The sequence below is a fragment of the Tenacibaculum sp. AWR4_210 genome (assembly GCF_056160945.1).
On sequence record NZ_JBSWYF010000003.1, the window covers coordinates 320,930 to 334,093 of the forward strand.

The following is a 13,164-nucleotide window of genomic DNA, read 5'->3' on the forward strand; positions in this document are numbered from 1 at the left end:
ACGCCCTTATGAAGATTTTATACGCCATTCAAGGTACGGGAAATGGGCACGCTAGTAGAGCCATCGAAATCATCCCCTACCTCCAACAAAAAGCAGACGTTGATGTATTGATTAGCGGATATCAATGTGAACTTGATTTTCCTTTTGACATCAACTATAAAATGTATGGTTTAAGTTTTATTTTTGGAAAAAAGGGAGGCATCGATTTTTCTCAAACGCTGAAAAAACTTCGGCTTAAAACACTCTATCAAGAAATAAAATCACTCCCCGTAAAAGAGTACGATTTGGTGATCAATGATTTTGAACCCGTTTCAGCTTGGGCTGCAAAAATCAACAATGTTCCCATTATTTCTCTAAGTCATCAAAATGCTGTACTCGATGAGAACGCACCAAAATTTGGGGTTTATAAAATTGAGCGCTTACTATTAAAGTACTACGCTCCTGCCCGTATCAAATTCGGTTTTCATTTCAAACCCTATTCTTCGGCAATATTCACACCGATTATTCGAAAGCAAATCCGCTATCGAAACAGCACCAACAAAGGACATTACACCGTTTACTTGCCCGCCTACAGCGATAAAAAAATCATCAAGGTCCTCTCCGAATTTAGCCAAGTTAAATGGGAAGTATTTTCCAAGCATACAGACAAACACAAATACAAAAACAATATTACCATACGTCCGATTAACGGATCTGATTTTATAAAGAGTATTGCTACCTCTGCAGGAGTGCTCTGCGGCGCAGGTTTTGAAACCCCAGCGGAAGCTCTTTTTTTAGGAAAGAAGCTGTTAGTTATCCCAATGAAAAATCAATACGAACAGCAATGCAATGCCTTGAGTTTACAAGAAATGGGAGTTCCCGTACTTAAAAAATTCAATAAAAAACAGTATCAAAAAATCGCACAGTGGATTAAATCAACGGAAACTGTCTCAGTACACTACCCAGACTGTACCGAAGATATATTAGCAGCCATCACCCTTCCGTTTTACAACCAAACTATATTACCTACCATTGTATAGGGGAAAGATTGCGCTGTTCGAGCGCTCTATTGGCCGATGAAAAGTGTTTATTACCAAACCAAAACCCGCGATTTGCACTCAAGGGAGAAGGATGTCCTGCTTCAAGTACCGTATGTTTTGAAGTCGCAATCTTTCTTCCTTTCTTCTTTGCATACCCTCCCCACAACATAAATACCAGTCCTTCCTTTTCTTCTGAAAGCTTAGCAATCACAGCATCGGTAAACTGTTCCCAGCCTTTGCGCTGATGACTTCCGGCCTCACCTTCTCTCACTGTAAGTGTAGCATTTAGCAACAGTACTCCTTGTGAAGCCCAAGACGATAAATCACCCGAAGCTGGATACAACTGATTCGTATCGACGGTCAATTCTTTAAAAATATTTACGAGTGATGGTGGATGCTTAATTCCATCATGCACAGAAAAACACAGACCGTTTGCTTGTCCTTGACCGTGGTAAGGGTCTTGCCCTAAAATAACGACCTTTACTTCTGAGAAAGAGCAATGCTGAAATGCCGCAAAAATCTCCTCTTCTGGAGGAAAACAACGCTGATGTTCGTATTCGTGTGCTACAAATTGACGCAGTTCCTCAAAATACGGCTTTTCGAACTCCTCTTTTAAAACATTTTTCCAGCTATCCTCTATTTTTAGCTCCATAGTTTGTTATTTTTGTGCACCCTAGCAAATGTAGACGTCAAACGTCGGTTAGGCCTTAATTTTAATCAAAAATAAACATTGAAAACTGTAATTACCGATAAAACTTTACAAGATTTAGAATTCACGACTGTTCTCGAACAAATTGCTACCTATTGCCTTTCGGGCTTGGGAAAAGAACGCGTACTTCAAATTCGACCGTTTACGGATTATAAGCAGCTTTTTTTTGAGCTCGCTCTCGTAAACGAATATTTGAGTTCGTTTGTCAATGAAAACAGAATACCGAATCACGGGTTTGATAACATTACAGAACATATCAAAAGATTAGCTATAGAAAACAGCTTTTTAGAAGCTGAAGCATTTTTACAACTCGCTACTACCAGTAGCACAGTAAACGAGCACATCAAATTTTTTGACAAGTTCAAAGAATACTATCCAAAATTAGCCGAATTAACAGGGGAAATCCCCTTGACTAACGATATTATTACTGCAATTCAACGCGTGGTCACTTCTTATGGTGAAATTCACGACAACGCCTCTCCTGCCCTAAAACAAATTAGAAGGGATATTAAAGGGGTTCGAGGTAAAATATCAGAGAGCTTTTCTAGAGCCCTCAGCCGAAGTCACAGCAATGGATACTTAGATGATATCAAAGAAACCATTGTCGACAATCAACGTGTATTGGCCGTACTCGCCATGCACAGACGAAAGGTTCAAGGAAGCCTCATGGGGTCGTCCAAATCAGGAAATATCGTTTATATAGCTCCACAGGCTACGTTGAGTTTTAGCCGAGAGTTACAAAATCTCCTCTACGAAGAAAAGCAAGAAATTGTGAGAGTACTGAGGAGCTTAGCAGAAGAAATACGTCCTTATACGGCACTGCTCGACGAATACCTAAAATACCTTGTCCACATCGATAGCATTCGTGCAAAAGCGACTTATGCACATGAAATAAACGGGTTATTACCCACCATTCGCAAAGACAAAAAACTGTTGTTACGCGATGCCTACCACCCTATTTTGTGGAAGAAGAACAAAGCTCAGGGAATTACCACCATTCCGCAGACCATTACACTGCATCCAAAGCAACAGATCATCGTTATATCTGGTCCTAATGCCGGCGGTAAAAGTATTACGCTAAAAACCATTGGGCTCTTGCAATTAATGTTGCAAAGTGGGATGCTCATACCGGTTCACGAACGCAGTGAAACAACGTTGTTTTCAAATATCCTAACAGATATCGGAGACAATCAGAGTATCGAAAACCAGTTGAGTACCTATAGCTACCGATTAAAGAACATGCGTTCATTTTTAAAAAAATGCAACGACCGAACACTTTTCTTAATCGATGAATTTGGAACCGGATCTGATCCGGAATTAGGAGGTGCCTTGGCTGAAATTTTCTTGGAAGAATTCTATGAGAAAAAAGCATATGGAATCATTACAACACATTACGCGAATTTAAAAGTATTAGCTAATGAATTAGAGAATGTGACCAATGCGAATATGCAATTCGACGAACGCAGCTTAGAACCTCTTTACAAATTGTTTATCGGGCAGGCTGGAAGTTCCTTCACCTTTGAAGTAGCTCAGAAAAATGGAATTCCATTTAGTTTAATCAACAGAGCGAAAAAACGTGTTGAAAACGAAAAAATTAGACTGGATAAAACCATTTCTAAACTTCAAAAAGAACGCAATCGCTTACAAAAGACCTCTGATAATTTGGAAAAACAACAATCCAAAGAGCAGGAACAATTGGAGAGCTTGCAACAAAAAGAACTCAAAATCCGAGAAAAACTCGAAGGATTCCAAGAGCTTTACGATAATAATCAACGCATGTTGAGCCTAGGAAGAACCATTAACGAGTTGCTAAACAAGTATTTTCAGACCAACAACAAAAAAGAGTTGTCTACTGGTTTCTTTAAATGGGTAGCTGCGGAAAAAACAAAATACACCAAAAAAAATCCGCCTAAAAAGAAAACCAAAACCGAAAAGAAACAAGACAAAATTGCCGAACAAAAACAACAGGCAACGATCAAGCAAGTAGAAAAAGAAGTACTGCAAAAAGTTGTTAAGGTTCGTGAGGAAAAGAAAAAAGAGGCTGCCATAGAAGCACAAAAACGAGCTGCCTATGTGTATAAGATTAACGACAGAGTTCGATTAATCGATGGTAATGCAGTGGGAACTATTGATAAAATTGAAAAGAATACCGTATTTATCAACTACGGTTTGTTTACCACCAAAGCCAAAATAGAACAATTAGAACTCGTTCAAAAAGCAAAATAACGAGCTCCTTATAAAACCCAATAGCTTGCCAGTAAAATTCATCGTATATTGAACTTTGTATGAAGCATTTTAAATCTATCGATGACTACTGTCAAGCTATTTGCATTCCCGCTCCCAAGCATCCCTACTTCGATATACGAAGTTTTGAAGAAAACATGCCAACGGTTGTTGCTCAAATGCCTTCTTTTAAGCATGAATTTTATGCCATAGCCATCAAAATTGAAGGTGGAGGAACCGTTACTTCAGGTGTACACCAGCAACTTCCTAAGGGCGCCAGTGTTTTTTTTAACACTCCTTTCCAAGTACTTTCTTGGGATATTATCCCCGATTGGCAAGGATACTACCTCATGTTTACCAAAGAGTTTATCGCTCAATCTCAATACCTACAATCGCTGTTACACGAGTTTCCCTTTTTAAAGATTGACACCTCTCAACCCTTTAAGGTCTTTCCTCACGAAATTCAGCGATTGCTTCATATTTACGAAGGCATACACAGAGAATACCAGCACCTACAACCCGACTCTCTCCGTATTATAGAAAGCCAGGTGCTCGTATTGCTAAATTATGTAAAACGGTATTTTACGCGACAATTCGATGCCCGTGAAGCCCAAAATGCGATTAGAAAAGCTGACATTAACCTGCTTTCTCGTTTCCAACACCTACTCGAAGCGGCTTTTTACAAGGAAAGTCTTAGCGATCAAAAAACACACTCTCCCAGTTTTTATGCCGATCAGCTCGCAGTGCACACCAACCACTTGAATGCCATACTTAAACAAATAACAGGCAAAACGACAAAAAATCACATACACCTACACCTACTCGGTTTAGCCAAGTCAAAACTAATTCACAGTAATTTGAGTATTAAGGAAATTGCTTACGAATTGCACTTCGAATCTCCGAATAGATTTAGTAGTTTTTTCAAAAAAATGACCGATACTACCCCAAACAAATACAGAAAACAACAGGTTCTTTGATTTCTGTACTTTTCACTTTGATTCTGTAAATTAAGACTTCTGGAGTTATGAGACCTTTGTATTGTTCAACAAAGACAATATGAAACAGCTCTTAATTTTATTCATAGGACTGAATTGCCTCACGGCAAAACATCCGGAAACACCAGAAGAAAACATGTATCCATTAAGCAACCCTGTACAAACCGTTACCGACCTTTTTATCGCAACTGACCGAGGAGACTGGAATACACTCCACCAATTATTCGCTCCAGAGGTACGCCTTGATTATTCATCTATGAACGGGCAACCAGCGCAAATACTCACTCCAAAAGCCATCAGTTCGGCTTGGAAATCTATTTTACCCGGTTTTGAATACACGCACCATCAAATCGGAAACTTTAATTCCAAAAGTACCGAAACCACTGCCAAGGTGTTTTGTTATGGAACAGCACAGCACTACCTATCAGACCCACAGGGCTCAGTGTGGACTGTGGTTGGAAGCTACGATTTCGAATTACAATTGATCCATAAAGAATGGCGCATTACGGCCATGACCTTCCATTACAAATTTCAAACGGGAAACAGTTCATTAATTAAAAAAGCACAAGAACATGCAAAAACTCACTAAGTTATCACTGGTAGCGTCAGTCCTACTCTGGTGCTACTCTTGTCAGACTCCACAGTCCAGTAGTACGCCTCCCCACAAAGCTACCTCAGCTGCGATGAAAATTGCTACCCGTAATAAAACGACTGTGACGAATTTTTTTACAGCACTCGAAACTAAGAATCTCGAGAAACTCGTTTCGCTATTCGCCGACGATGCGCAGCACATTAATCCGTATCATTCGGATATATTTCCCAGAGGGGCCATCGGTAAAGAGGAAATAGCATCTTACTGGAAACCTGTCTTTCCTGCAATTAACTCTATGCGTTTCGTCATTGAAGAAATGTATACGCTGGAATCACCAACCAGCCTTTTTGTCAAGTTTAAAGGCGCCATTGATTTTCTGAATACTACAGATGTGTATACCAATCAATACTATGCGACTTTTACTTTTAACAGTCGTGGAGAAATATTAGAATACGTTGAAATTTTTAACCCCATACCTGCGGCTAAAGCTTTTGGCTTGTCCGTAGCTACCAAAACCTCAAACACTATGAAACAACAAATAATCCCAGTCCAATTTAACAGTGAAGGACTACGTATCAAAGGAAATTTATTTTTACCTAAGAACTATGAAAAAGGAAAAAAATACCCAACCATTATTTCAGTTGGAAGTTGGACAACGGTAAAAGAGCAAATGGCCGGATTGTATGCCAAGCGTTTTGCTGAGCAAGGATTTATCAGCTTGGCCTTTGACTTTAGAAATTTTGGTGAAAGTGAAGGATTACCAAGAGCATGGGAAAATCCAACCATGAAAATCAAAGACATACAAAACGCTGTAAGCTTCTTGCAAACACTACCCGAAGTAGCTGCTGACAACATTGGAATCTTTGGTGTTTGTGCAGGGTCTATGTACGCCTTAATGGCAACCGCTGAAACCCCTAGCATTAAAGCGGTAGCAACAACGGCTTCTTGGTTACACGACGCCGAGGCTGTCACCCTATTTTACGGAGGTGAAGCCGGAGTTCAAGAAAAGATTAAAGCTGCACAACGAGCGAAAAAACACTACGCCGAAACAGGTGACATTGCGTATATCAAGGCCATCTCAACTACCGATTCCACGGCTGCCATGTACGGAGAGTTTGACTACTACCTCAACCCTTCACGAGGAGCCGTCAAGCAATGGGATCCCAATCAGTTTGCGCTAGCGAGTTGGGAAGACTGGCTTACTTTGGACCCCTTTCCATCGGCAGCTCAAATACAGCAACCCGTTTTAATGATTCATTCTGATGGTTGTGTACTACCAGACTATACCAAAAAGTATTTTGAAGAGCTACAAAGTAGTGACAAAGAACTGTTATGGGTACCTACAACACTAGCATCCCCTATGCATCAATTCAACTTTTATGATCAAGAACCAGAAGTGAGCTTGGCCGTAGAAAAAACCAGTAAATTTTTTCATCAAAAACTGCGTTAAAATAACAGCAACTCGTCGAGTTGCTGTTTTTGTATTCATTTATAATCTCTATTTTTACAGCAAAGAAAATCACCTGATGAACACCCCTAAAAAAATTGACATTAGCACATGGAACCGTCGTGAAATTTTTAATTTCTTCAAAGATTTTGACGAACCCTTTTACGGTCTTACAGTCAATGTTACCTGTACCAAAGCATTTGAATATTGCAAAGCCACTACCTGCTCTTTCTTCTTGTACTATTTACACGCCTCATTGAAAGCTATCAACGAAACAACGGCCTTTAAATACCGTATCAAAGAAGATGCTGTATATCTTTACGAACAAATAAATGCCTCTCCAACCATAGACAAACCCGATGGAACTTTTGGTTTTTCCTATATGAATTACCATCCCGATTTCGAAGAATTTCAGAAAATTGCTAATCTGGAAATAGACCGCGTTCGAGGTGGAGCCCCATTAATCCCTGCTGTGGGTGGTGAAAATGTAGTCCATTTCTCTTCTTTGCCATGGATAAAATTTACGTCCTTATCACATGCGCGACACTATGCTTACAAAGACAGTTGCCCGAAAATATCCTTTGGAAAAGTATTTGAAACTAATGGCCAATTAGAAATGCCCGTGTCTATTCACGTACATCACGCCCTGGTTGACGGTAAAGAAGTTAGTCAGTTTATTGATCTATTTCAAAAACTGCTAGAAACTCCACCTTACTAAATAATTAGGCATACTATTTGATGCCTATTTGACAATAAAAAAAATAACACTATGAAAAAACTACTACTGCTTTTAGTACTCATGAGCAGCAACATCTCAATGGCTCAAGAACAAGGCTTTACCAAACCCGACTATAACGGTATTCGCAAAGCAATTCAACAACCAAACACTCCCCTATTCTATAAAAGACTCATGGAGCGCTTTCACCAGGGAGACAGCAGTATGACCTTGCAACAAAAAAGACATTTGTATTACGGATTTATTCATCAAACCCATTATCGACCTTACCACCGTTCTGAATACGGGGACAGTCTTCGACAAGCAGTGAAAACTATCAAAGAATTGATACCTCTACAAAACAAAATCCTCAAATACACCGACGCTATGCTCCAAGAGAATCCATTTGACTTACGGGCAATCACCTACCAGATGAATTTGCTAGACGTACTCGGTAAAACACAGACTTTAAACAAAAGGCGAGCGCAAATGCACATTATTTTCGATGCCATCGTTAGTACAGGAGACGGGAAATCTAAAGAAACTGCTTATTACGTAATCTTTACGGCACATGAATACGCGCTCCTATCCGCTCTGGGCTATGACTTCGGAGGTTTACAAAGACTTACTCGTCCCTGCGATTATTTACAACTAGCCGAAAACGACGAAGGGATTACGGGGCTCTATTTCAACATCGCTCCTTGCTTAGATCATTTGAGAGCCATGTTCAAAAAGGATTAAGCTCATGATAAAAAAACGAGTCATCCTAGGCTGTCTTCTATTATCACTGAGTTCTTGCCGTCTCTTTTTCGAATCACAGGTAAGCATGCGACGTTTTAATAATGACTTAACCAACACCCATAGAAAGTTAGAAAAACCTGTACTAATCTCTTTGATATACGAACCCAAAATAAATATCCATATCGATCGAGAACAGGGAGAGTTTCTCCAAAAAGTGGATAGTAGCTTTATTAAAGCCTTCCCGAGTAAACTCATGAATGCGTTGAAAGATGTAAATATCATTCCATCTGAAACTGGAAAACCTCAACACACCATTTATATAAGCGAGCTAATACTCAGCGAAGCTACCTTTGAGGGTACTGATTCTAACCATGAAACAACCACTGAGTTAGCTGTTGAGCTGTTACTTTCGGGCTATATACACGATGTAAAAACTGGGCAAAACCAACCGGTAAAAGCCTACCTACACACGCAAACTCATTCAGGAAGTTCTTTAATGATGGAGGCACTTTTTAACGACACCACCAATTATCGTAAAAACGACAGCTATACCGCGGGTACTGCTGAAAATAATCTCATAAAACTCTTTGCTAGAAAATGCGCTTCAAAACTATCCTCATCACCTTCATACTGACACAGCTATTCGTCGCTTGCTGCGGCCAAAAGAACTTGATGTTAAGTAACGGACCTCACGATTATAAAATTGTGCGAAGTTATCGCATAAAGCGGATTGCACATAAAGATACGCTGGCTAATACGTCGTATATATATCGACAAGTACCCCTTAGTAAAAGTCATTTTATATACCAGAATTTTCAGACGTATTACCGTTTTCAAAACGATAAGGAAGTACTGCGTTTTGAAGTACTAGATGGTGAAACTGTAAATCTAGATCTGCTAAAACCTGTGGCCATTGGTGAAAATGGCTCCTGTCGACTCAGTTTTGTATCGGAACAACGCTATTTCAAAGTACTCCGTGAGCATCCCGACAGTCTAACACTCCACAATACAGATAAAAATACTTGGCACGTGCTGAGTAAAATCCATTAAAAAAGCCCTGGCTATTACCGGGGCTTATTGAAGTTGTATCTAAAAAGTATTACTGCACGTATTTCGTTTTCTTCAAAGTACTCAAAACTATAAATGAAGCTAAGAAAAACAATGCCAAACACAATACTGACCACTGCATAGAATCCGTTTTAGAATACAAAAATCCATAAACGAAGGTTCCTAGTACAATGGCTATCTTTTCTGTTACATCGTAAAAACTAAAATAGGTAGCATGGTCTTCTGTTTCCGGTAATAACTTAGAATAAGTTGAACGTGTTAACGACTGAATAGCACCTTGTACCAAACCGAGTAAACCTCCCAATCCATAAAAATATACAGCGACATTTTCTTGACTTTTATCTAATAAAAAGGCACAAAAACACACCAAAGTCCAAATACCTAAGGTAATTTTTAACGCAGAAATATTACCGTATCGCTCTGACAATCTCGAAAATATAAAAGCACCAACAATGGCCACAATTTGTACCAACAGTATGGTGACAATCAGATTCATTTTTCCCAATCCTAACTCCGATGAACCAAAAATGGCAGCCATCAAAATAATCGTTTGTACCCCTACGCTCAAGAAAAAGAAAGACAATAAAAACTTAGATAAGGATGGATATCCTGCAAGTTCTTTCAATACTTTACGCAATTCTATATATCCCTTCCAGATATAATCAGCATCGGGCTTTCTATTGTAAATATCATCGGGTAATCGCTTGAAAGTAATCTGAGCAAAGCCCAGCCACCAAAGACCGACCATTACGAATGAAATTCGTGAGGCCATCCCCGTGGTTATCCCAAAAACGTCGGGAAACTGTATCATTACCAAATTGATAATCAACAAAATTACGGATCCTATATAACCGTAGATAAATCCACGTGCACTGGCCCTATCCTGTTGTTCTGGGTGTGCTACTTCGGGTAAAAAAGCATTGTAAAACACCAAACTGGACCAAAATCCAATACTTGCCAATATGGTGAATACAATTCCTACCCAAACGGTATCTAATCCATCAAAAAAGTACAAACTCATCACGGACAACGATCCCATCCAGCAAAAAAACTTCATGAATTTTTTCTTGCTTCCCGTGTAATCTGCAATTCCCGACAATACTGGAGACATCAAGGCTACAACCAAAAAAGAGAAGGAAAGTGAATAGCTGTATAAGCTATCGGGATGTTCCCAATCAATACCCAAGAACTGTACGACGCTCTTATCTGTTACTGCGTCGTAATACAGCGGAAAAACTGCCGTGCTGATCACTAGTGAATATACCGAATTGGCCCAATCGTAAAACGCCCATCCGTTGATTAATTTTTTGCTTCCAATTTTATACATAAACTAAAAAAACCGTTCGAATTGACGAACGGCTTGCAATATAGTATAAAATACTAGTTATTTTATTTTTTAGCTGGGACATTGTATTTCGCCGCTAACTGTCGTGCTTCGGGTAAAAATGCACGCAGTGTTTTAATTCTCGTTTCATTAGAAGGGTGGGTACTTAAAAACTCAGGTGTACCTCCTTTACCACCTCTTTTGCTCATACGAACCCAAACCTCAGCGGCTTCTTCGCCCTTATATCCGGCCATGAGCATAAACACCAATCCGAGTTTATCGGCTTCTGTTTCGTGATTACGACTAAACTTTAGCATCCCTACCTGTGAACCAATACCGTAGGCCATGTTCCAAAGTTGTGAATTTTTATTATTACGGGTACCGTAGGCAACTCCAACAGCAAGTCCTTGCTGAATCATGGCGTTTGACATACGTTCTTGTCCGTGTTTGGCAAAGGCATGTGCTACTTCGTGTCCCATTACTGCCGCTACTCCATCTTCATTTGCACAAATAGGCATAATTCCAGTATAAAACACCACCTTACCACCTGGCAAACACCAAGCATTTACGGTTTTATCATCTACTAGATTAAACTCCCACTTATAAGAATTTGCTTCAGCAACCATTCCATTGGCACGCATAAAACGGTCAACTGCAGCAGAAATTCGCTTTCCTACACGTTTAATCTGGTTTGTTTTAGCCTTGTCTTTTGATAATTTGTTTTTCTCCAGAAATCCTTTGTACTGTGCAAAACTCGCAGGTAAGACCTTCGAATCGCTCACCATATTTAATCGTTTTCTTCCGGTAATTGGCACCGTGCTACACTGAACCAAAAAAGCACTGGCACATGCGAAAGCAATTAATTTTTTCATGCTGTATATTGTTTGGGTTATATTCATCTGACACAAAATTTAGACTTGCGTCACACCTAATACCAAAATTAAGTTTATAAATTTACAAATCCTATTTTAGCATTAAATCTATTTGAATGGACTTTATTAACGAACGAAAAAACCCAAAAAGTATACTCATTCCAACATTTATAAAAATTAGCGCACAAGTACTGCAGTTTTTTTCCAAATCACTGGCAACGAAATTCGCTACCAAACTCTTTATCACTCCTGTAAATTTCCCGATTCCTAAACGGGAAAAAGCACTCTACAAAAGTGCGCAAAAGAAGCGATTACAAATTCCTGCTATCGACAAGGAAATTGACTTGATATCGTATGGGTACTCTAAAAAGAAAGTTCTTTTTGTACACGGATGGGCAGGTCGTGGCACCCAACTGTTCTTAACCGCTGACAAGTTGTTGGAAAAAGGCTATATGATGATTGCCTTCGACGGCCCAGCACATGGGAAATCGACTGGTAAAACCACTTCACTACCCGAATTTGTCGCGACCATTCAAGAGGTGAACGCTCAATACGGTCCTTTTGATATAGCCATTGGGCATTCTTTTGGAGGGCTCTGCCTATACAATGCAGTCAATGAAGGTTTTGAGGTACAAAAATTAATTACCATTGGGGCGGCTGATAAAATAGAAGACGTCCTTTTAAATTTCGCAGCAAGCCTAGATATAAAACCCGTAATTGGTAAAAAAATCAAACAAGCCTTTGATAAACAATGGAATAAAAACATCGATGAACACGCTGCTAGTGAGATGGCTAAGAGCATTGACATCCCTACCCTTGTCATTCACGACAGTTGTGATGGTGATGTCGATGTAAGTTGTGCATTGAATATACGTCAAAACTTAAAGAACGGAGAACTTTACATTACCAATGGTCTTGGTCATACCAAGATTTTGAGGTCACCTGAAGTTTCCAGAAAGATTATTGACTTTATTGTAAGTGACGTATGAAAAAATTAATGTACTGCCTGGTATTGCTGTTCGCTATAAGCACAGCGACCACAGCGCAAACCAAGAGAAAAAAAATTAACAAAACGGAACGAGAGTGGAAACAACTCCTAAGTCCTGAACAGTTTCGAATTTTGAGAAAAGCAGGAACAGAAGCGCGCTTTTCTAGCCCGTTAAACAAAAACTACAAAAAAGGGATTTACGTCTGTGCTGCATGTAAAACTCCCTTGTACAAATCAGAGCACAAGTACGACTCGCGTTCTGGCTGGCCTTCTTTTGACCGAGAAATCAAAGGAAACGTAAGTTTTGACGTCGATTACAAAATTGGTTATGCACGTACAGAATTAAAATGTGCTACCTGCGATGGGCATTTAGGACATTCTTTTTCTGATGGTCCGAGAGAAACCACCGGAAAGCGCCATTGTATTAATGGAGTTGCCTTAAAATTCATACCCAGAAAATAAACTATTTAT

The 13,164-nt window shown here is 39.5% G+C and carries 14 protein-coding genes; 11 read left to right on the forward strand and 3 right to left on the reverse strand.

Features of this window, described 5'->3' with window-relative positions:
* Positions 1-8 precede the first annotated feature (8 nt).
* Positions 9-1,019 (forward strand): glycosyltransferase family protein, encoded by a 1,011-nt coding sequence (locus ACXAG7_RS07425; RefSeq protein ID WP_476666477.1) that lies wholly within the window; start codon positions 9-11, stop codon positions 1,017-1,019.
* Here ACXAG7_RS07425 and ung read toward each other — a convergent pair.
* Positions 1,006-1,671 (reverse strand): uracil-DNA glycosylase, encoded by a 666-nt coding sequence (gene ung, locus ACXAG7_RS07430; RefSeq protein ID WP_408043235.1) that lies wholly within the window; start codon positions 1,669-1,671, stop codon positions 1,006-1,008. The two genes, ACXAG7_RS07425 and ung, sit on opposite strands and share 14 nt — an antisense overlap.
* Before the next feature lie 78 nt (positions 1,672-1,749).
* Between ung and ACXAG7_RS07435 the strand changes: the two genes are divergently transcribed.
* The 8 genes from ACXAG7_RS07435 to ACXAG7_RS07470 all read left to right on the forward strand — a co-directional run bounded on the left by ACXAG7_RS07435 (position 1,750) and on the right by ACXAG7_RS07470 (position 9,491).
* Positions 1,750-3,954 carry an endonuclease MutS2 gene (locus ACXAG7_RS07435; RefSeq protein ID WP_408043234.1) on the forward strand — a complete coding sequence of 735 codons (2,205 nt, stop codon included), beginning with the start codon at positions 1,750-1,752 and terminating at the stop codon, positions 3,952-3,954.
* Positions 3,955-4,013: 59 nt separating this feature from the next.
* A complete protein-coding gene (locus tag ACXAG7_RS07440; protein WP_408043233.1) occupies positions 4,014-4,928 on the forward strand; it encodes a helix-turn-helix domain-containing protein in 915 nt (304 codons plus the stop codon).
* Positions 4,929-5,007: 79 nt separating this feature from the next.
* Complete coding sequence (locus tag ACXAG7_RS07445; RefSeq protein ID WP_408043232.1) at positions 5,008-5,535, forward strand: nuclear transport factor 2 family protein; 528 nt, start codon at positions 5,008-5,010, stop codon at positions 5,533-5,535.
* Positions 5,519-6,988, forward strand: a complete 1,470-nt coding sequence (locus ACXAG7_RS07450) for an alpha/beta fold hydrolase (RefSeq protein ID WP_476666478.1) — start codon at positions 5,519-5,521, stop codon at positions 6,986-6,988. Before ACXAG7_RS07445 ends, ACXAG7_RS07450 begins: the two co-directional genes overlap by 17 nt.
* Positions 6,989-7,064: 76 nt before the next feature.
* The gene (locus ACXAG7_RS07455; RefSeq protein WP_476666479.1) at positions 7,065-7,703 is read left to right on the forward strand and encodes a CatA-like O-acetyltransferase; all 639 of its coding nucleotides are present in this window, start codon (positions 7,065-7,067) and stop codon (positions 7,701-7,703) included.
* Positions 7,704-7,754: 51 nt separating this feature from the next.
* Positions 7,755-8,441, forward strand: coding sequence for a DUF4919 domain-containing protein (locus ACXAG7_RS07460; RefSeq protein ID WP_476666480.1), 687 nt, complete (start codon positions 7,755-7,757; stop codon positions 8,439-8,441).
* 4 nt (positions 8,442-8,445) lie between these two features.
* Positions 8,446-9,075 (forward strand): hypothetical protein, encoded by a 630-nt coding sequence (locus ACXAG7_RS07465; protein WP_408043228.1) that lies wholly within the window; start codon positions 8,446-8,448, stop codon positions 9,073-9,075.
* Between the two features lie 38 nt (positions 9,076-9,113).
* The gene (locus ACXAG7_RS07470; RefSeq protein ID WP_476666481.1) at positions 9,114-9,491 is read left to right on the forward strand and encodes a hypothetical protein; all 378 of its coding nucleotides are present in this window, start codon (positions 9,114-9,116) and stop codon (positions 9,489-9,491) included.
* Between the two features lie 49 nt (positions 9,492-9,540).
* Here the strand turns inward: ACXAG7_RS07470 and ACXAG7_RS07475 are convergent, their stop codons facing one another.
* On the reverse strand, positions 9,541-10,836 hold the full coding sequence (locus ACXAG7_RS07475) for an MFS transporter (protein WP_476666482.1): 1,296 nt from the start codon (positions 10,834-10,836) through the stop codon (positions 9,541-9,543).
* Positions 10,837-10,898: 62 nt separating this feature from the next.
* On the reverse strand, positions 10,899-11,705 hold the full coding sequence (locus ACXAG7_RS07480) for a M48 family metallopeptidase (protein ID WP_408043225.1): 807 nt from the start codon (positions 11,703-11,705) through the stop codon (positions 10,899-10,901).
* Positions 11,706-11,821: 116 nt separating this feature from the next.
* On the opposite strand from ACXAG7_RS07480, the gene ACXAG7_RS07485 reads away from it, so the two are divergent.
* Together ACXAG7_RS07485 and msrB are read left to right on the forward strand one after the other, a co-directional pair.
* Positions 11,822-12,694 (forward strand): alpha/beta hydrolase, encoded by an 873-nt coding sequence (locus ACXAG7_RS07485; protein ID WP_408043224.1) that lies wholly within the window; start codon positions 11,822-11,824, stop codon positions 12,692-12,694.
* Complete coding sequence (gene msrB / locus ACXAG7_RS07490) at positions 12,691-13,155, forward strand: peptide-methionine (R)-S-oxide reductase MsrB (RefSeq protein WP_408043223.1); 465 nt, start codon at positions 12,691-12,693, stop codon at positions 13,153-13,155. The genes ACXAG7_RS07485 and msrB overlap by 4 nt, the downstream gene beginning before the upstream one ends.
* The last annotated feature ends 9 nt before the right edge of the window (positions 13,156-13,164 follow it).

Bases quoted from the DNA above. Each gene is read 5' to 3' on its own strand.
- ACXAG7_RS07425 (WP_476666477.1), top strand. From the start codon at position 9: ATGAAGATTTTATACGCCATTCAAGGTACGGGAAATGGGCACGCTAGT.
- ung (WP_408043235.1), bottom strand. From the start codon at position 1,671: ATGGAGCTAAAAATAGAGGATAGCTGGAAAAATGTTTTAAAAGAGGAG.
- ACXAG7_RS07440 (WP_408043233.1), top strand. From the start codon at position 4,014: ATGAAGCATTTTAAATCTATCGATGACTACTGTCAAGCTATTTGCATT.
- ACXAG7_RS07445 (WP_408043232.1), top strand. From the start codon at position 5,008: ATGAAACAGCTCTTAATTTTATTCATAGGACTGAATTGCCTCACGGCA.
- ACXAG7_RS07450 (WP_476666478.1), top strand. From the start codon at position 5,519: ATGCAAAAACTCACTAAGTTATCACTGGTAGCGTCAGTCCTACTCTGG.
- ACXAG7_RS07455 (WP_476666479.1), top strand. From the start codon at position 7,065: ATGAACACCCCTAAAAAAATTGACATTAGCACATGGAACCGTCGTGAA.
- ACXAG7_RS07460 (WP_476666480.1), top strand. From the start codon at position 7,755: ATGAAAAAACTACTACTGCTTTTAGTACTCATGAGCAGCAACATCTCA.
- ACXAG7_RS07465 (WP_408043228.1), top strand. From the start codon at position 8,446: ATGATAAAAAAACGAGTCATCCTAGGCTGTCTTCTATTATCACTGAGT.
- ACXAG7_RS07470 (WP_476666481.1), top strand. From the start codon at position 9,114: ATGTTAAGTAACGGACCTCACGATTATAAAATTGTGCGAAGTTATCGC.
- ACXAG7_RS07475 (WP_476666482.1), bottom strand. From the start codon at position 10,836: ATGTATAAAATTGGAAGCAAAAAATTAATCAACGGATGGGCGTTTTAC.
- ACXAG7_RS07480 (WP_408043225.1), bottom strand. From the start codon at position 11,705: ATGAAAAAATTAATTGCTTTCGCATGTGCCAGTGCTTTTTTGGTTCAG.
- ACXAG7_RS07485 (WP_408043224.1), top strand. From the start codon at position 11,822: ATGGACTTTATTAACGAACGAAAAAACCCAAAAAGTATACTCATTCCA.
- msrB (WP_408043223.1), top strand. From the start codon at position 12,691: ATGAAAAAATTAATGTACTGCCTGGTATTGCTGTTCGCTATAAGCACA.